The following is a 19120-nucleotide window of genomic DNA, read 5'->3' as shown; positions in this document are numbered from 1 at the left end:
TTGGAGCGGGAAACGAGACTCGAACTCGCGACCCCGACCTTGGCAAGGTCGTGCTCTACCAACTGAGCTATTCCCGCCCGGGAAATCTTTACACGATGTTGAAGTTCTTTAATTGAAATTCTTCATCGGTATGGGGTGCGCATTATACGAGAAATCCGTTTAACCGCAAGCCCCCCAAAATGAAAAATTGTCTGACTGCTGATAAAAAAAACAATACGCTGACAAAACAGGCGTTGTGACGTAAATAGCAGCAGTTCGCTGCACATCACTCCCTACCCGTTTTGCTTCACCGACTACAGTCGCAGAAAGTTCTCACGGTAATAGGCCAATTCCGCCAGTGATTCGCGAATGTCATCCATCGCCTGATGCGTGCCTTGCTTCTTAAAGCCCGTCAGGATTTCTGGCTTCCAGCGTCGCGCCAGCTCTTTGAGCGTGCTGACATCCAGATAGCGATAGTGGAAGTAGGCTTCCAGCTCTGGCATATAGCGGAACAGGAAGCGGCGATCCTGACCGATGCTGTTGCCACAGATCGGCGATTTACCCGCCGGTACCCATTTTTGTAGAAACGCCAGCGTTTCCAACTCGGCAGCGCGTTCATCAATCGTGCTGGCTTTGACGCGATCCGTCAGGCCGCTGGCACCGTGTGTACGCACATTCCAGTCATCCATCAGCGCCAATTGGCTATCTGACTGGTGCACCGCCATGACCGGCCCTTCAGCCAACACGTTCAAGTTTGCATCCGTCACCAGCGTTGCGATCTCAATGATGCGATCGTGATCTGGGTTCAGACCCGTCATCTCGAGATCGATCCAGATCAGGTTATTTTCATCTACCATCGTGGGAATTCCTGTTGCATTGTGCCCTGTCGTCGATACAAGGATACCAGTAACAATCTCAATGCTGATACCGACAAGGTGGTATCAGTTAATTAAAATCAAATAGGGTGTATTATAGTCCGTTCAAACGCGGCGAGCGACAACCCGCTGTCGTGAACGATACATCGTCTTAAGTGAGGCTCAGTGAGCAAAAAGAAACTGTCGAAAGGTCAGCAGCGTCGGGTTAGCGCCAACCACCAGCGTCGCCTGAAAAAAACGGAAAGCAAAGTCGAATGGGAAGATAGCCAACTGGGCGATGCGCAGGAAGGCATTATTATCAGCCGATTCGGTATGCACGCCGATGTGGAAGCCGCCGATGGTGTGGTGCACCGCTGCAACATTCGTCGGACCATTTCATCGCTGGTCACGGGCGACCGCGTCGTCTGGCGCCCCGGCCATGAATCACTCGCTGGTATCAGCGGGATCGTGGAAGCCGTTCACCCCCGCCATTCCGTCCTGACTCGCCCTGACTATTACGATGGCATTAAACCGATCGCTGCCAATATCGATCAGATCGTGATCGTTTCGGCGATTTTGCCTGAGCTATCGCTGAACATTATCGATCGCTATCTGGTCGCCTGCGAAACGCTGGAGATCGACCCGCTGATCGTGCTGAACAAAATTGACCTGCTGGATGACGAATCCCGCCAGTTTGTTGATAAACAAATGGATATCTACCGCGCCCTCGACTATCGCGTGCTGATGGTTTCCAGCCATACCCAACAGGGTATCCCTGAACTGGAGCAAGCCCTCACCGACCGTATCAGTATTTTCGCCGGACAGTCAGGTGTCGGGAAATCCAGCCTGCTTAACGCGCTGCTCGCACTGGACGAAGAACGGATTCTGGTGAATGAGGTGTCTGATAACTCAGGGTTGGGGCAACACACCACCACCGCCTCCCGGCTTTACCACTTCCCGCACGGCGGCGACGTAATCGACTCACCGGGCGTGCGCGAATTTGGTCTGTGGCATCTGGAGCCTGAACAGGTGACAAGTGGTTTCATTGAGTTACGTAAATATATCGGCTCATGTAAGTTCCGCGACTGTAAACATGAAAACGATCCAGGCTGCGCGATCAATGCCGCACTTGCACGTGGAGAGATTGCCACAGAGCGTTTTGATAACTATCACCGGATTCTGGAAAGCATGGCGCAAGTAAAAACGCGTAAAGGCTTTTCGGATACAGATAACTGACATTTATCATGACCATCGTTACAATGCGCCCCTTTGAGAGTTAACGAATCCGCTAACTCTCTTTCTGGGCTACCGCTGGCAACGTCAGGCGTGTTCCCCAGACAGCTTATTTTATGGCGCACTATTAATCCAAGAGGCTCACAGTGCTGGATAATATCAAAATCAAATTACAGTATTGGCTTCCCAAGATCTGGCTGACCCGCTTAGCGGGCTGGGGAGCAAATAAGCGAGCAGGAAAACTCACCAAGCTGGTGATCGATCTGTTTGTCCGCCAATACAACGTCAACATGCAGGAAGCGCAGCAGCCGGATACCGCCTCCTACCGCACGTTTAACGAATTTTTCGTTCGCCCTCTGCGCCCTGGCATTCGCCCTGTCGATCCTCATGCGCATCGTCTGGTGCAGCCTGCTGACGGCGTGCTGTCGCAGTTTGGCCCCATTACCGACGGCAAACTGATTCAGGCGAAGAACCACGACTACACGCTGGAAGCGCTGCTGGCTGGCAACTATATGATGGCCGACCTGTTCCGCGACGGTCTGTTTGCCACCATTTATCTTTCGCCGCGTGATTATCACCGCCTCCACATGCCGTGTGACGGCGTGCTGCGCGAGATGATTTATGTACCGGGTGACCTGTTCTCCGTCAATCTGCTGACCGCCGATAACGTGCCGAATCTGTTTGCACGTAACGAACGTGTCATTTGCCTGTTTGATACTGAATTCGGCCCATTGGCACAGATTCTGGTCGGTGCGACTATTGTCGGTAGCATCGAAACCGTGTGGTCAGGCGTGGTAACGCCACCGCGTGAAGGCATCATCAAGCGCTGGACTTACCCGCAGGCGGGTGAAGAAGGTGCAGTCGTACTGGCAAAAGGCGAGGAAATGGGCCGCTTCAAGCTGGGTTCAACCGTAATTAACCTGTTTGCCGCAGGCAATAATCTCCAGTTTGCTGCTCACCTGAATACCATGAGCGTGACGCGTATGGGCGAACCGTTTGCCGAAGTCCGTCAGGATGAGCCAACGCCTGTTGTATTCCCAGAAGGAACCGAACTGGAAGCCAACGACGCCACACTGTCCTCTGCCACGGTAGCATCTGAGCCCGCTCAGGCTGAGGGACAAAACCCTGCGGTTGAGGCATCCGGCCAGACGGGCCACAAACCCGACGCGCCGTAAATAACGGCCGACTTTAGTCGCTTGTAAGAGTGTTGTTTGTAATAAGGTAGCTAACGTGCGTCTGATTCTGACTTTTCTTTTGGGATGTTTATTATCAACTGCCACGTTGGCTGCCACTGCGCCCAATGAGGCGCAGTTACGCCAGCAGTTACAGCAGGCGGAAGCCAACAAAGGTGCCGCCGATCAGGCGAAAATCATTGAAGAATATCAGGCTGCACTGAACACCCTGCAGGATCGCAAAGAGTCACTGGAGCGCGCCACACAGTATCAGCGCGTGATTGATGATTTCCCCAAGCTGGTTCAGGAGCTACGTCGCCAGCTTAATGCCGAAGACGGCAAACCGTCGTCTATTTCAGACAGTCTCTCCAGCAACGATCTCGAACAGCAATTACTGCAAACCAGCAGCCAACTGCTGGAACAGGCGCGCCAGCTCCAACAGGAACAGGATCGGCTGCGTGAAATCAGCGATTCACTAAGCCAGCTTCCGCAGCAGCAAACTGAAGCCAGCCGCATGCAAAGCGATGCGGAACGCCGTATTCAGTCTCTCGGTACGCCTGCTACCCCACTGGGACAAGCGCAGCTCGTCGCACTTCAGGCCGAATCTGCCCTGCGCAAAAGCCGGGTGGACGAGCTGGAGCTGGCACAGCTGTCAGCCAGCAATCGTCAGGAGCTATCCCGGCTACGTGTCGAACTGTATAAAAAGCGCCACGACAGGCTGGATCTACTGCAACAGGATTTACGCAGCAGACTCAACAATATGCGCCAGCGCGAAGCCGAGCAGGCGTTAGAACGCACAGAGCTGCTCGCGGAACAAAGTGGCGATTTACCCAGCGTCATCAGCAAGCAGCTACAGGTTAACCGCGAGCTCTCCGTCGCGCTGAACCAACAAGCGCAGCGGATGGACCTCATTGCTTCTCAGCAGCGTCAGGCTGCCACGCACACCATTCAGGTTCGTCAGGCGCTGAGCACCATCCGCGAGCAGGCACAGTGGCTCGGCGTTTCACCGATATTAGGTGAAACCTTACGGGCACAGATCGCCCGACTGCCGGAAATGCCCAAGCCTCAGTTGTTGGATAGCGACATGGCGCAGCTACGCGTACAGCGGCTGCACTTTGAAGACCTGATCAACAAGCCGCAAGATCTTGATAATGCCAAACAGGATAACGGCGATCCGCTGACCAGCGCACAGCAGCGTATTCTGACCGATCAGATGCGAACCCAGCGCGACCTGCTGACGTCACTGATCTCTGGCTGTGATTCACAGATACTCGAACTGACCAAACTCAAAGTCGCCAATAACCAGTTGGCGGATGCGCTAACCGAAACCCGGGAAGCAGCCCATCGCGACCTGTTCTGGGTGGCGGATGTCGATCCCCTGACGTTCGCCTATCCGCTCAAACTGGTACAGGATCTGACGCGCCTACTGTCATTAGACACGCTGACGCAGCTGGGTAGCGCGCTGGTGATGATGGTGACCAGTCAGGAAACCGTGCTGCCGCTGCTGGGCGCACTGCTGTTGGTTGGCTTTAGTATCAGCTCGCGTCGTCACTATCATGCGTTTATGGAACGTGCCAGCAGCCGCGTCGGCAAGGTCACTCTCGACCACTTTATGCTGACGCTGCGTACCGTGTTCTGGTCCATCCTTACCGCTCTGCCGCTGCCGGTGCTCTGGGCCGCGCTGGGATACGGGCTACAAAACGCCTGGCCTTACCCGATTGCCGTCGCGATCGGCGACAGCGTGACCGCCACCGTGCCGTTGATGTGGCTGGTGATGATCAGTGCTTCATTCTCGCATCCGCAGGGGTTGTTCATTGTCCACTTCCGCTGGTCGCCGGAGCGCGTAGCCAGAGCGATGCGCTACTATCGTCTTTCCATCGCCTTTATCGTGCCGCTGATTATGGCGCTGATTACGTTCGATAAACTCAACGATCGCGAGTTTTCCAGCACGCTGGGACGGCTCTGCTTCATCCTGCTCTGTATGGCGCTGAGTTTGGTCACGACCGGATTAAAACGCGCAGGGATCCCGCTGTATCTGGATAAAGAAGGCTCGGGGGAAAACTCCGTTAACCGTGCGATGTGGAACATCCTAATCGCCATGCCGCTCGTTGCCGCGCTGGCCTCCTGCATCGGCTATCTGGCGACCGCACAGGCGCTGTTAGCCCGTCTGGAAACCTCCGTCTCTATCTGGTTCTTCCTGCTGGTGGTTTACCACATTATTCGCCGTTGGATGCTGATTCAGCGCCGCCGCATCGCCTTCGACCGCGCCAAACAGCGACGTTCGGAAATTCTGGCGCAGCGTGCCAAAGGTGAAGAAGACACGCCGTCTGCGTCGTCCCATGAAAGCAGTTCGGAAGCGGTGGAAGAACCCGTCGTCGATCTAGATGCCATCAGCGCCAAATCCCTGCAGTTGGTACGCTCCATCCTGACGCTGATCGCACTGGTTTCCGTTATCGCGCTGTGGTCGGAAATTCATTCTGCCTTCGCATTTCTGGAAAATATCAGCCTGTGGGATGTCTCCAGCACGGTCAAAGGCGTGGAGAGCGTACAGGCGATCACGCTGGGATCGGTACTGATCGCCATTCTGATCTTCATTATTACCGCACAGCTGGTACGTAACCTGCCCGCCCTGCTAGAACTGGCAATCCTACAGCATCTGGATCTGTCGCCGGGCAGCGGCTACGCCATTACCACCATCAGCAAATATATTCTGATGCTGATCGGCTGTCTGATGGGCTTTTCACTGATCGGGATCGAATGGTCGAAACTGCAATGGCTGGTTGCCGCACTGGGTGTGGGACTCGGGTTCGGTTTGCAGGAGATCTTCGCCAACTTTATCTCCGGCCTGATCATCCTGTTTGAGAAACCGATCCGCATCGGCGATACGGTCACGATCCGCGATCTTACGGGTAGCGTCATGCGAATTAACACCCGCGCCACCACCATTTCCGACTGGGATCGCAAAGAGATCATCGTGCCGAACAAGGCATTTATCACCGAGCAGTTTATTAACTGGTCGCTGTCGGATTCCGTCACGCGTGTGGTGATGACGGTGCCTGCTCCGGCGAACGCGAACAGTCAGGAAGTCACGGAACTGCTGATGGATGCAGTGAAGCGCTGTTCGCTGATTCTGGATACGCCAGAGCCCGAAGCCTTCCTCGTTGATCTGCAACAGGGGATTCAGATTTTCGAGCTGCGCGTGTTCGCCGCCGAAATGGGTCACCGTATGCCGCTACGCCACGAACTGCATCAGCTGATTCTGGAAAACTACCGCAAACACAATCTGGAGCTTCCTTTCCCACCGTTCCAGGTGAAAATGGACAATCTGTCGCGCAGTGGAAAAACGCTGACGCCACGGCAGCGGACGCCGGGCAGCTTATAAGAAGGGAAAACGGGCGGCGGCCAGATGTGGCCCCGCCCTGCTTCAAACGGATTACGCGCGATCGACGTAGAACGCGATCACATCACTCAGTCTCTCGGCATTCAGCGCCAGCATGATCAAACGATCCACACCTAACGCCACACCGGCACACTCCGGCAGACCGTGTTTCAGCGCCGCCAGCAGGTTTTCATCAATCGGCTGCTGTGGCAAATCCCGCGCGGCACGCTTGCGATTATCCTGCTCAAAACGCTGACGTTGCTCATCGGCATCGGTCAATTCACGGAAGCCGTTCGCCAGCTCGATCCCCTTGAAATAGACTTCAAAACGCTCGGCGACGCGATGGTCTTCCGAACTGATCTCGGCCAGCGAGGCCTGTGTTGCTGGGAAATGATAGACAAACGCCGGTTTGTCGTGCCCGATATGCGGCTCAACGCCAAAGGTGAACAGCATCTGCACCAGCGAATCGCGATCGTCTTCACGGCAGGCGATATCGCCAAGCCCGAGTTTTTCTGCTGCTTCGCGCAGCTGCGCTTTATCAACAGACAGAGGGTCGATCTCCAGATAGCGTAAAAACGCCTGCTGATAGGAGAGCATTTCCGCGCTTTCACAATCCAGTACCTGCTGCAACAGGTCATCGACCTCATTCATCAGGCGGTACATATCATAGTGAGGGCGATACCATTCCAGCATCGTGAATTCTGGGTTGTGGTGTCGGCCTGACTCTTCATTGCGGAAACTACGACATAGCTGAAAGATCGGTCCGCTACCGGCAGCCAGCAGACGCTTCATGTGGTATTCCGGGCTCGTCATCAAATACAGCGTCATACCATCCGCAGCACCGGGACCAACGAAGCGGGTCTGGAACGGGTATAAGAAAACATCCGTTACCGTAGCCTGACTCATCGCGGGCGTTTCGACCTCCAGTACACCACGATCGGTGAAGAAACGTCGGACAGCAGCAATGATCGACGCTCGTTTCAACAAATTAGCGACAGAAGCACTAGGTTGCCAACTTGTCGTCTCGCTCATGGTTCTTACTCCAAAGTCAAACAGGGGGTGCAGTCTACCCGCATCAGCCCAAATTTCCAGCGGAAAAAAGGCCAGACGCGCTTTTCAGCCATGCATGCTCTATCCTCCAAGGGGGGGCGGTCAGGATAGTCGCCGTAAATTATATCCAGTGGATCATTTCCTTATATCCACCTAAAAAGGGTTATTAAAGAAATAAAAGCATCATTTCCCCCTAAATAAGCCTTTCGATCACGTTTTTATCAATAAATACGCAGCCTGCTGAAAAAACCACAAAATGCAGGATCACATCAAATTTCATCTACCCATAATTCGGTATAATCATTCCCACACAAAAATTATAGGTTTATCTATTCTTTATACATCTATCACATAATTTTCAGCGGGTTTGATATTAAGCTCAGATATAAAGACAGAAACGAATAGATATTATTTTTTTATTTTAACTTAATTAACTTAAGTAACTGGAGGAATGCATTGCAAACCTTTAATGCCGATTTGGCCATTATCGGGGCCGGAGGAGCTGGCCTACGAGCGGCAATTGCTGCCGCAGAAGCCAACCCTCAACTGAAAATTGCGCTGATCTCAAAAGTCTACCCAATGCGTAGCCATACCGTGGCGGCAGAAGGTGGGTCAGCAGCAGTGACTCAGGAACACGATAGCTTCGATTATCACTTCAACGACACCGTGTCCGGTGGCGACTGGCTGTGTGAACAAGACGTTGTTGAGCACTTCGTCAAACACTGCCCAGAAGAGATGATTCAACTGGAACAGTGGGGCTGCCCCTGGAGCCGTAAACCGGATGGTTCTGTCAACGTTCGCCGCTTTGGCGGGATGAAGATCGAACGCACCTGGTTTGCCGCCGATAAAACCGGCTTCCACATGCTGCATACCCTGTTCCAAACTTCCCTTAAATATCCGCAAATACAACGTTTCGACGAGCACTTTGTCCTCGATGTTCTGGTCGATGACGGCGAAGCGCGCGGCCTTGTTGCCATCAATATGATGGAAGGTTCGCTGATTCAGATCCGCGCTAACGCCGTGGTGCTGGCGACAGGCGGCGCAGGCCGCGTGTACCGTTACAACACCAACGGCGGCATCGTCACCGGTGACGGAATGGGCATGGCGTTCCGCCACGGCGTCCCGCTGCGTGACATGGAATTCGTTCAGTATCACCCAACCGGCTTGCCCGGTTCCGGTATCCTGATGACCGAGGGCTGCCGCGGCGAAGGCGGCATCATGGTCAACAAAGACGGCTACCGTTACCTGCAAGACTACGGCATGGGTCCGGAAACACCGCTCGGCCAGCCGAAGAACAAATACATGGAGCTGGGGCCACGCGATAAAGTCTCGCAGGCGTTCTGGCACGAATGGCGCGCAGGCCGCACCGTCTCAACCCCGTTGGGCGACGTGGTTTATCTCGATCTGCGCCACCTCGGCGAGAAGAAGCTTCTGGAACGTCTGCCGTTCATCTGCGAACTGGCAAAAGCCTATGTCGGCGTCGATCCGGTGAAAGAGCCGATCCCTATTCGTCCTACCGCGCACTACACGATGGGCGGCATTGAAACCGATCAGAACTGCGAAACCCGCATCAAGGGTCTGTTCGCCGTTGGCGAATGTTCCTCGGTTGGTCTGCACGGCGCGAACCGTCTTGGTTCCAACTCGCTGGCCGAACTGGTGGTCTTCGGGCGCGTAGCGGGTGAGCACGCCGTACAGCGCGCACAGGCGGCGGCACCGGCCAACGGCACGGCGCTGGACGCACAAACGCACGACATCGAACAACGCCTGCATGACCTGATGAATCAGGAAGGCACCGAAAGCTGGGCGAAAATCCGCGACGAAATGGGCATGTCGATGGAAGAAGGCTGCGGTATTTACCGCACCACCGATCTGATGCAGAAAACCGTCGATAAGATGGCAGAGCTGAAAGAACGCTTCAAACGCGTGAAAATCACCGACCGCTCCAGCGTGTTCAACACCGACCTGCTGTACACCGTTGAGCTGGGCCATAGCCTGGATGTTGCGGAATGTATGGCGCACTCGGCGATCAACCGTAAAGAGTCTCGCGGCGCCCACCAGCGTCTGGATGACGGTTGCACCGAGCGTGATGACGTTAACTTCCTGAAGCATACGCTGGCGTTCTATAACCCAGAAGGCGCACCTCGTCTGGAGTATAGCGATGTGAAGATTACCAAACTTCCACCGGCCAAACGCGTATACGGTGCAGAAGGTGATGCGCAGGAAGGCAGCAAGAAGGAGCAGGCGAATGGCTGAGACGATCAAAACCCTGAAAATGGAAGTCATGCGCTATAACCCTGAACGGGACAATGAACCGTATTTTGAAACGTTCGATGTCCCGTACAACACGCAGACGTCCCTGCTGGATGCGCTGGGTTATATCAAAGATAACCTGGCACCGGATCTCTCCTACCGCTGGTCCTGCCGCATGGCAATCTGTGGCTCCTGCGGCATGATGGTGAATAACGTCCCTAAACTGGCCTGTAAAACCTTTCTGCGTGAATACACGAACGGTCTGAAAGTTGAAGCGCTGGGCAACTTCCCCATCGAGCGCGATTTAGTGGTCGATATGACCCACTTTATCGAGAGTCTGGAAGCCATCAAGCCATATATCATCGGCAACGCTCGTAAACCTGCTGACGGCCCGAACAAGCAGACTCCGGCGCAAATGGCGAAATATCACCAGTTCTCCGGCTGTATTAACTGTGGCCTGTGCTATGCGGCATGTCCGCAGTTCGGCCTGAACCCTGAGTTCATCGGCCCGGCAGCAATTACGCTGGCGCACCGTTATAACCTGGACAACCGCGATCACGGCAAGAAAGAGCGTATGGCGCAGTTGAACGGCAATAACGGCGTCTGGACCTGTACGTTTGTGGGCTACTGCTCAGAAGTGTGTCCGAAGCACGTCGACCCTGCCGCTGCCATCCAGCAAGGCAAAGTCGAAAGCGCGAAAGACTTCATGATCGCCATGCTGAAACCACAATAAGGGAGGGACAATGATGACATCTAAACGTAAAGCGTATGTTCGCGGTATGTCGCCGACCTGGTGGAAAAAGCTGGGGTTCTACCGCTTTTATATGTTGCGTGAAGGGACTGCCGTCCCTGCCGTCTGGTTCAGCATCGTACTGATGTTTGGCGTTTTCGCGCTGAAAAATGGGCCAGAAGGCTGGGCAGGCTTCGTCAGCTTCCTGCAAAACCCGCTGGTGTTGCTGATCAATATCGTTGCTCTGCTGGCTGCTGCGCTGCATACCAAAACCTGGTTTGAACTGGCACCGAAGGCCAGCATCATCGTTGTTAAAGATGAAAAAATGGGGCCAGAGCCGATCATTAAAGGGCTATGGGCTGTCACCGTGGTGGTAACCGTTGCCGTTCTGGCGATCGCCTTACTATTCTGAACAGGAGAAATAATGTGATTAACCCAACGCCAAAACGTTCTGACGAACCGCCTTTCTGGGGCCTGTTCGGCGCTGGTGGGATGTGGAGCGCGTTCTTCGCTCCGGTGATCATTCTGCTGGTCGGAGTGATGCTGCCTCTGGGCTTGTTCCCAGACGCGTTAACCTATGAGCGCATCGCCGCGTTCAGCCAGAGCTTTATCGGCCGTGTCTTTTTACTGCTGATGATTGTACTGCCGCTCTGGTGTGGCCTGCACCGTATCCACCACGCGATGCATGACCTGAAAATCCACGTCCCTGCTGGGAAATGGGTGTTCTACGGTCTGGCGGCAATCCTGACTGTGGTTACCGTTATCGGTGTCGTTACGCTGTAGAGGTAACATCTGTAAATGTGTACCTAACGGCCTGCACGAGATCGTCGCAGGCCGTATTATTTCCCCGCCTGACCACGCTCATCGTCTACACTGGAACAAAGATGAAAACGATGAGATGTCAATATGATGCCCTTTAATGCTACTCGCCTTAACACCACGTTATTCAAAAGCCTTCTCTTCAAAATCAGACGATGTGGGAAAGCGTGCGTTGCCGCGCTGATAACGCTCTTTTCCGTCTCCTGTAGCGTAACGCCGCCCGATAACGTTACCGTCGTGGAAAATTTCGACGTCAACCGTTACCTCGGCACATGGTATGAGATCGCCCGCCTCGACCACCGTTTTGAACGCAATATGGAACGCGTGACGGCAACCTACAGCCCGCGGGATGACGGCGGAATCAAGGTGATCAATCGCGGCTTTAACGTCGAAAAACAGGAATGGAAAGAGAGCATCGGGAAAGCGTATTTCACGGGTTCGCCTCAACGGGGCGCGCTAAAAGTGTCGTTCTTCGGGCCGTTCTATGGCGGTTACAATATTATTGAACTGGACGACGACTATCGCTACGCCCTGATTTGCGGGCCAAACCGCGACTACCTGTGGATTCTCTCACGCACGCCAACGTTGGATGCCGCGACACGCGACAAATTGGTCGCCACAGCCAAACGCTACGGCTTCCCGACTGAAGCACTTATCTGGGTCAATCAGTAACCTGAGCATATTGGGTGCAACAATGGGATAACCGATGGGTTATCCCATAATCTTATCGCGGAACATAAAGAAAACCGCGCCCAGCAGGCATAGCCCCGCCCAAATATAGTCGGTACGGAACGGCTCTTTTAAAATGAACATGGAGAAAGGGATAAATACGGAAAGGCTGATCACTTCCTGCAATATTTTCAATTGACCGGCAGAGGCGACCTGATAACCAATCCGATTTGCCGGCACCTGTAGAAGGTATTCAAATAATGCGATACCCCAACTGATCAATGCAGCAATTATCCAGGTTCGGCCACTGAAATAGCGTAGATGCCCATACCAGGCGAACGTCATAAATATATTACTCAACGTCAGCATGCCGACAGTAATGAAAAGAGGCGACATTATTACTTCTCCGAGTGATCCACTTTCACATTATCTCGCCGCGGGGAAGAAAACACCATAATCGGCATTTTCTTCCACTCGGAAAAGTTATTACGACTTATTTCCTAAAACATACCCTAAATAATTCGAGTTGCATGCAGGCGGCAACGCAGCGAATCCCCAGGAGCTTACATCAGTAAGTGACTGGGGTGAGCGAGGAAAGCCAACGCACATGCAGCGTGAAGTATGACGGGTATGGGCTATTGGGCGCTGCGCTGAATAGCCTTCCCACCCGCTTCAACATCTTGCCCAACGCCGCGGGTGGTATTGCACCCAACCACCGCAGAGAGAATAACCAGAGAGAAAATGGCAACAAAAGCTTTCTTCAACATACTCGATTCCTTCTTTATGAGAGTAGGATTTTAACGGTACGAAAGTGACTGCTTTTTAAGCGTAGCCAATTTTAATTCTTGTGGAGGTTTTTTCGGATGAGGAGAAAAGCAAAAAGGTGATTTCAGTCAGACAGCGGGATCAAAAAGGCCGCCCTCACAGAAGGCGGCCTTTTTCGCATTAATTACTTAACGCGTGATACGTATTCGCCAGAACGGGTGTCAACTTTGACAACTTCGCCGATCTGCACGAACAATGGCACTTTAACGACTGCGCCAGTGCTCAGCGTTGCTGGCTTACCGCCAGTACCGGCAGTGTCGCCTTTCAGGCCTGGATCGGTATCGGTGATTTCAGCTTCGATGAAATTCGGTGGCTGAACAGCGATAGGACGACCATCCCACAGGGTAACGATACATTCGGCGTTGTCTTGCAGCCATTTTGCAGCATCACCAACGGTCTTTTCTTCAACCTGATGCTGTTCAAACGTCTCAGGGTGCATGAAGTGGTAGAACTCACCGTCGTTGTACAGGTAGTTCATGTTGGTATCAACGACGTCTGCGCCTTCTGCAGAATCGGTAGACTTGAAGGTTTTTTCAACGCGAGAGCCCGTCAACAGGCGACGCATTTTTACGCGAGCAAAAGCCTGGCCTTTACCCGGCTTAACAAACTCACTGGATTCGACGGCATACGGTTCGCCTTCGAATATGATTTTAAGACCGGAACGGAAATCGTTGCTAGAATAAGTCGCCATAAAGGCCCTCTACAATTTTAATACTGGTACGAAGCCAAAAAATGGCACACATTGTAACCCTAAATATACCTTCCAGAGAAGATTGGTTGCAGCAACTTGCAGACGTAATTACCGATCCTGATGAATTACTGCAACTTTTGGCACTGAGCGATCACGCTAAACTCCGGCAAGGCAGTGATGCACGCAAGCTTTTTGCGCTGCGGGTGCCGCGCGCATTCGCTGCACGGATGCAAAAAGGCAATCCTGACGATCCGTTGCTGCTACAGGTATTGACCGCGCGTGAAGAGTTTATCGCCACCCCAGGCTTCACTCATGACCCGCTTGATGAGCAACACAGCGTCGTGCCGGGGCTACTACACAAATATCACAACCGTGCTCTGCTGCTGGTTAAAGGCGGCTGTGCGGTAAACTGCCGCTACTGCTTCCGCCGCCATTTCCCCTATCAGGATAATCAGGGCAACAAGGCAAACTGGCGTCAGGCGCTGGATTATATCCGCCAGCACCCAGAACTGGATGAAATTATTTTTTCCGGTGGCGACCCGCTGATGGCTAAAGACCACGAGCTGGACTGGCTGATCACCGAACTGGAACACATCCCACATCTGAAACGTCTGCGCATTCACAGCCGCTTGCCGGTGGTTATCCCTGCACGTATTACCGACGCGCTGTGCGATCGCCTGTCGCGCAGTTCGCTTCAGGTGTTGCTGGTGACGCATATTAACCACCCGCAGGAAATTGATCCTGATTTAACACAAAGTATGGCGCGTTTGCGCCGTGCAGGCGTGACGCTGCTCAACCAAAGCGTGCTGCTGCGCGGGGTGAATGACAATGCAGAGACACTCGCCCGGCTCAGTAATGCGCTCTTTGACGCAGGGATTCTGCCTTATTACCTGCACGTACTGGATAAGGTTCAGGGTGCCGCGCATTTTCTGGTCGATGACAACGAGGCGCGCATCTTAGTCAAAGCGCTGCTGAAGAAGGTATCCGGCTATCTGGTGCCGCGTCTGGCACGGGAAATCGGTGGGGAAGCCAGCAAAACGCCGCTGGATTTAGGGATGAAGCAGCATCAGGATGACGCTGGGATAGTCGGTTGAGTAATACGTTAGGAAAAGCGGTGAGAGCAACATGTCACTCTCACCGGGTTTTTCTTTAGCTTAAGGACATTTGTAGACGCTGCCGTTCATCTTGCTGTCTAGCGGCGCAAAGCTTGACCAGAAGGTTTCGCTCGAACTGGTTGCGCCATAGATGGTATTGCCTCCCATCGCCGCCGCTTTATTACGCAGATCGTTTGCCGCACTGCGCATAGAACTGCCGTCACTATGGTTTCCCGCCAGCCAGTTAGACTGGCTACCACTGGCTTGCCCTAACAGCTGACATTCGCTTCCTGGTTTGGTATCCGTGAACGCCACGGCTTGTCCAGCAGCGCTAAGTTGACTGGTGCTGCTGCACCCCGCCAGCAAAACGGCTGCTGATAGCCCCAACAAAATACGAACCTGCATGTCTTCCTCCTTGCGATTGAAAAACCAAAGGGCACAGGCCCGATTAGTTACGCCACGCCTTGAAGCGGTTGATCAGTCCGTTAGTAGAACTGTCATGGCTGTCGATCTGACTGTCATTTTCCAGTTCTGGCAGAATACGGTTCGCCAGTTGTTTCCCTAACTCCACGCCCCACTGATCGAATGTGAAGATATTCAGGATCGCGCCCTGAGTGAAGATTTTGTGCTCATACAGCGCAATCAACGCTCCCAGGCTATACGGGGTGATTTCGCGCAGCAGGATAGAGTTGGTCGGGCGATTGCCTTCGAATACTTTAAACGGCGCGACGTGTTCCACTTCTTTTGGACTTTTTCCTGCCGCGGCAAATTCTGCTTCCACCACCTCACGGCTCTTACCGAATGCCAGCGCTTCCGTCTGTGCAAAGAAGTTCGACAGCAGCTTGCTGTGGTGATCGCTCAGTGGGTTATGGCTAATCGCCGGTGCAATGAAATCACACGGAACCAGCTTAGTGCCCTGATGGACCAACTGGTAGAACGCATGCTGGCCATTCGTGCCCGGTTCACCCCAGATAATCGGCCCGGTCTGGTAATCCACTGGATTGCCGTTGCGATCGGCAGATTTCCCGTTGGATTCCATATTTCCCTGTTGGAAATAGGCGGCAAAACGGTGCATGTATTGGTCATACGGAAGAATCGCTTCAGTTTCAGCACCGAAGAAATTGTTGTACCAAATACCGATCAGCGCCAGCAGCACAGGCAGGTTTTTCTCCGCTGGCGTGGCAGCAAAGTGCTTGTCCATCGCGTGCGCGCCGCTGAGCAGTTTTTCAAAGTTATCAAAGCCCAGAGAGAGAATGATCGACAGCCCAATCGCCGACCACAGAGAGTAACGTCCGCCAACCCAGTCCCAGAATTCGAACATGTTGTCGGTATCGATACCAAATTCGCCGACGGCTTTCGCGTTGGTGGACAGCGCGGCAAAGTGCTTGGCAACGTGCTTATCATCCTGCGCCGTTTTCAGGAACCAGTCGCGAGCGCTGTGCGCGTTGGTCATGGTTTCCTGCGTGGTGAAGGTTTTCGACGCGACGAGGAACAGCGTGGTCTCTGGGTTCAGCGGCTTCAACGTTTCAGCGATGTGCGTGCCGTCAACGTTAGAGACAAAGTGCATGTTGAGATGGTTTTTATAAGGCTTCAGCGCTTCCGTTACCATGAACGGGCCAAGATCGGAGCCGCCGATACCGATGTTCACCACGTCGGTAATGGTTTTGCCGGTATAGCCTTTCCACTCACCGCCAATCACGCGTTCGCTGAAATCTTTCATCTTCGCCAGCACCGCGTTGACTTCCGGCATCACATCTTTGCCATCCACCAAAATCGGCGTATTGCTGCGGTTACGCAGGGCAACGTGCAGAACAGCGCGGTCTTCCGTGCGGTTGATTTTCTCGCCGGCAAACATGGACTGAATCGCCGCAGACAGGTCGGTTTCCCGTGCCAGCGCGTGCAGTTTTTCCATTGTTTCTGCCGTGATGCGGTTTTTGGAGTAATCCACCAGCATCTGATCGTCGAACGTCGCGGAAAAATGCGCGAAACGATCGCTATCTTGTGCAAACAGCTCGCTGATTTGCACGTCTTTCATCGCGTCAAAATGGGTTTGTAATGCCTGCCAGGCGGCAGTTTGGCTTGGATTGATATTTTTCATAATGCGACTTTCTCTCTAAGCATGAGTTCAAAGTGACTGAATCGATTGTATCCCTTAAAATCCAGATTGAGATCCCTTTTCTTGCTAAAAGCGGTTTATGCCCTGTCGTTTACTGACAGCTTGTAGTTTGCTGACAGATTGTTTATTGACAGAAACCGCATAACCCGTTATTTGTAACACCGTACTTGCACACTCGGTGTGCAAGCCAGAAGAGGCGCGTCGCCCAGGTAAGATATCGGAGGAACCGTAATCCGCTGATGATATCCGAGGGGGAGCGACGCCGAGATGCGGTGAAAATACGGCTTTCACCCTATCGACTACAGAGGCTGAATCCTCTGGGTTGTCACCGGATTTGTCCTGATGGACGTCCAGCAAGGTGGAGCGCTTCTGGGTGTATCGTAGTTATTTTCTACGCCTGCCCCCTACTTTTGCTCTCCCCCTGTGCCAAGGCTGATTAATGGAATGCTGTTTACTGAAAACAGCCTACCCCCTGACACGAGGTTTTTTGACATGTCTGCAACTGAAGTCTCCGCAAACGCGAACTCTACCGTTATTGCCAAATTTGGCGGCACCAGCGTGGCGGACTTTGACGCCATGAATCGCAGTGCCGATGTGGTGTTATCCAACCCGAATGTGCGCGTTGTGGTGCTGTCAGCATCAGCGGGTATTACGAATTTACTGGTCGCACTCGCGGAAGGCCAAACGCCGGAAACGCGCGCCGAGCATCTGGCGAAAATTCGCCAAATCCAATACGCCATCATCGACAAACTGACCAATCAAAGCGTTATTCGCGATGAGATTGATCGCATGCTGGACAGCGTCACCACCCTGTCTGAAGCGGCGGCGCTCGCGACGTCAAACGCCCTGACCGATGAACTGGTCAGCCACGGCGAACTGATGTCTACCCTGCTGTTTGTCGAGATCCTGCGTCAGCGTGATGTCGTTGCAGAATGGTTTGATGTACGCAAGATCATGCGTACCGACGATCACTTTGGCCGCGCTCAGCCGGACTGTGACGTGCTGGGTGAGCTGACTCGCAGCCAGCTGCAGCCGCGTCTTGAGCAAGGTCTGGTGATCACTCAGGGCTTTATCGGCAGCGAAGCGAAAGGCCGCACGACCACGCTGGGTCGCGGCGGTAGCGATTATACGGCGGCGCTGCTGGGCGAAGCGCTCAACGTCAGCCGGATTGATATCTGGACCGACGTTCCCGGCATCTACACCACCGATCCACGCGTGGTGCCGACTGCAAAACGCATCGACCAAATCATGTTTGAAGAAGCCGCCGAAATGGCGACATTCGGCGCAAAAGTCCTGCACCCGGCCACGCTGCTGCCTGCGGTACGTAGCGATATTCCTGTGTTCGTCGGCTCAAGCAAAGATCCGGCCGCTGGCGGTACGCTGGTGTGCAATAAAACCGAAAACCCGCCGCTGTTCCGCGCGCTGGCGCTGCGTCGCAAACAAACCCTGCTTAAGCTGTATAGCCTGAACATGCTGCACGCACGCGGTTTTCTGGCCGAAGTGTTCAGCATTCTGGCGCGTCACAACATCTCCGTTGACCTGATCACGACGTCAGAAGTCAACGTTGCGCTGACGCTCGACACAACCGGCTCCACCTCAACGGGCGACAGCCTGCTCTCCAGCGCCTTGCTGACCGAGCTGTCATCGCTGTGTCGGGTTGAGGTTGAAGAGAATCTGTCGCTGGTCGCGCTGATCGGCAACAATCTGTCTCAGGCCTGCGGCGTCGGGAAAGAAGTGTTTGGCGTACTGGAACCGTTCCGTATTCGCCTGATCTGCTACGGCGCCAGCAGCAACAACCTGTGCTTCCTGGTACCGGGTGATGACGCCGAGCGTGTGGTACAGACACTGCACCGCAGCCTGTTCGAGTAAGTTCGCTCTCTGTATTTGGTTTGTCTCTTAGTCACAAATACAGAGACACCGCAGGTTTTGACGTTATCCGGCGTCAAAAATTATGCAGCGGTGGGCTTGACCGCCGAGTGAGCGACAGGACGTCGCGAAAGCCAGTGCCGCGTCGGACAAAACGTCAACGACGTTTTGAACAGCACTTGTGCTGGCCCGAAGGGCGAGGCCCATTTATGGGGCGAGTAAACGCGTCACTGGCGGCTCGACTAGCGGTCAGGAACACCGATGGAACCGCACAAGCGGCATAATTCCCGCCGAAAAGCCTGGGGTCACGGGGCGAGCGGCGTTTGAGCCGTCCCGTGTCGGGCGCGTGCTATGAAGTAGCAGGAAAATGGCAGCATTATCGCGCACGAAACC

Annotated in this window: 17 protein-coding genes, 1 tRNA gene and 1 riboswitch; of the genes, 10 read left to right on the top strand and 8 right to left on the bottom strand. The window is 53.8% G+C overall.

Annotated features, from left to right (window positions below):
- Position 1: 1 nt before the first annotated feature.
- Both NXT09_RS21745 and orn read right to left on the bottom strand, forming a co-directional pair.
- A tRNA-Gly gene (locus tag NXT09_RS21745) sits at positions 2 to 77 on the bottom strand.
- 216 nt (positions 78 to 293) lie between these two features.
- On the bottom strand, positions 294 to 836 hold the full coding sequence (gene orn / locus NXT09_RS21740; protein WP_205554990.1) for an oligoribonuclease: 543 nt from the start codon (positions 834 to 836) through the stop codon (positions 294 to 296).
- Positions 837 to 1019: 183 nt separating this feature from the next.
- On the opposite strand from orn, the gene rsgA reads away from it, so the two are divergent.
- The 3 genes from rsgA to mscM all read left to right on the top strand — a co-directional run bounded on the left by rsgA (position 1020) and on the right by mscM (position 6620).
- Positions 1020 to 2069 (top strand): small ribosomal subunit biogenesis GTPase RsgA, encoded by a 1050-nt coding sequence (rsgA, locus tag NXT09_RS21735; protein WP_205554991.1) that lies wholly within the window; start codon positions 1020 to 1022, stop codon positions 2067 to 2069.
- Between the two features lie 143 nt (positions 2070 to 2212).
- Positions 2213 to 3241, top strand: coding sequence for an archaetidylserine decarboxylase (gene asd, locus NXT09_RS21730; RefSeq protein WP_268581139.1), 1029 nt, complete (start codon positions 2213 to 2215; stop codon positions 3239 to 3241).
- 55 nt (positions 3242 to 3296) lie between these two features.
- Complete coding sequence (gene mscM / locus NXT09_RS21725; protein WP_268581138.1) at positions 3297 to 6620, top strand: miniconductance mechanosensitive channel MscM; 3324 nt, start codon at positions 3297 to 3299, stop codon at positions 6618 to 6620.
- 51 nt (positions 6621 to 6671) lie between these two features.
- Here the strand turns inward: mscM and epmA are convergent, their stop codons facing one another.
- Positions 6672 to 7649: an elongation factor P--(R)-beta-lysine ligase gene (gene epmA, locus NXT09_RS21720; RefSeq protein WP_268581137.1), complete on the bottom strand. Its 978-nt coding sequence runs from the start codon at positions 7647 to 7649 to the stop codon at positions 6672 to 6674.
- Between the two features lie 474 nt (positions 7650 to 8123).
- Here epmA and frdA point away from each other — a divergent pair, with 474 nt between their 5' ends.
- The 5 genes from frdA (at position 8124) to NXT09_RS21695 (ending at position 12138) form a co-directional block, all read left to right on the top strand.
- The gene (gene frdA, locus NXT09_RS21715) at positions 8124 to 9920 is read left to right on the top strand and encodes a fumarate reductase (quinol) flavoprotein subunit (RefSeq protein ID WP_268581136.1); all 1797 of its coding nucleotides are present in this window, start codon (positions 8124 to 8126) and stop codon (positions 9918 to 9920) included.
- Positions 9913 to 10650, top strand: a complete 738-nt coding sequence (locus tag NXT09_RS21710; protein ID WP_205554995.1) for a succinate dehydrogenase/fumarate reductase iron-sulfur subunit — start codon at positions 9913 to 9915, stop codon at positions 10648 to 10650. Before frdA ends, NXT09_RS21710 begins: the two co-directional genes overlap by 8 nt.
- 13 nt (positions 10651 to 10663) lie before the next feature.
- A complete protein-coding gene (gene frdC / locus NXT09_RS21705) occupies positions 10664 to 11059 on the top strand; it encodes a fumarate reductase subunit FrdC (protein ID WP_109411734.1) in 396 nt (131 codons plus the stop codon).
- Positions 11060 to 11073: 14 nt separating this feature from the next.
- Positions 11074 to 11430, top strand: coding sequence for a fumarate reductase subunit FrdD (gene frdD / locus NXT09_RS21700; RefSeq protein ID WP_005972985.1), 357 nt, complete (start codon positions 11074 to 11076; stop codon positions 11428 to 11430).
- A gap of 123 nt (positions 11431 to 11553) precedes the next feature.
- Positions 11554 to 12138, top strand: a complete 585-nt coding sequence (locus NXT09_RS21695; protein ID WP_268581135.1) for a lipocalin family protein — start codon at positions 11554 to 11556, stop codon at positions 12136 to 12138.
- Between the two features lie 39 nt (positions 12139 to 12177).
- Here the strand turns inward: NXT09_RS21695 and NXT09_RS21690 are convergent, their stop codons facing one another.
- The 3 genes from NXT09_RS21690 to efp form a co-directional block, all read right to left on the bottom strand.
- Positions 12178 to 12531: a DMT family protein gene (locus NXT09_RS21690; RefSeq protein ID WP_005972979.1), complete on the bottom strand. Its 354-nt coding sequence runs from the start codon at positions 12529 to 12531 to the stop codon at positions 12178 to 12180.
- Between the two features lie 239 nt (positions 12532 to 12770).
- Positions 12771 to 12902: an entericidin A/B family lipoprotein gene (locus tag NXT09_RS21685; RefSeq protein ID WP_005972977.1), complete on the bottom strand. Its 132-nt coding sequence runs from the start codon at positions 12900 to 12902 to the stop codon at positions 12771 to 12773.
- A gap of 182 nt (positions 12903 to 13084) precedes the next feature.
- Positions 13085 to 13651 (bottom strand): elongation factor P, encoded by a 567-nt coding sequence (efp, locus tag NXT09_RS21680; protein WP_010295533.1) that lies wholly within the window; start codon positions 13649 to 13651, stop codon positions 13085 to 13087.
- Positions 13652 to 13692: 41 nt separating this feature from the next.
- Here efp and epmB point away from each other — a divergent pair, with 41 nt between their 5' ends.
- On the top strand, positions 13693 to 14745 hold the full coding sequence (gene epmB, locus NXT09_RS21675) for an EF-P beta-lysylation protein EpmB (protein WP_205554996.1): 1053 nt from the start codon (positions 13693 to 13695) through the stop codon (positions 14743 to 14745).
- 60 nt (positions 14746 to 14805) lie between these two features.
- On the opposite strand, the gene NXT09_RS21670 is transcribed toward epmB, so the two are convergent.
- Complete coding sequence (locus tag NXT09_RS21670; protein WP_119881870.1) at positions 14806 to 15150, bottom strand: DUF4156 domain-containing protein; 345 nt, start codon at positions 15148 to 15150, stop codon at positions 14806 to 14808.
- A gap of 43 nt (positions 15151 to 15193) precedes the next feature.
- Entirely contained in the window at positions 15194 to 16843 is a 1650-nt protein-coding gene (gene pgi, locus NXT09_RS21665; protein ID WP_268581134.1) for a glucose-6-phosphate isomerase, read from the bottom strand.
- A 201-nt stretch (positions 16844 to 17044) separates the two neighbouring features.
- Positions 17045 to 17238, top strand: a riboswitch (Lysine riboswitch).
- Positions 17239 to 17353: 115 nt separating this feature from the next.
- Between pgi and lysC the strand changes: the two genes are divergently transcribed.
- Entirely contained in the window at positions 17354 to 18730 is a 1377-nt protein-coding gene (gene lysC / locus NXT09_RS21660; protein ID WP_039545857.1) for a lysine-sensitive aspartokinase 3, read from the top strand.
- Positions 18731 to 19120 lie beyond the last annotated feature (390 nt).

It is taken from the genome of Pectobacterium jejuense (genome assembly GCF_026800125.1).
GTDB classification, from domain to species: domain Bacteria; phylum Pseudomonadota; class Gammaproteobacteria; order Enterobacterales; family Enterobacteriaceae; genus Pectobacterium; species Pectobacterium jejuense.
The sequence above is the reverse complement of the archived record's forward strand: the minus strand, read 5'-3'. Positions and strand labels throughout refer to the sequence as shown.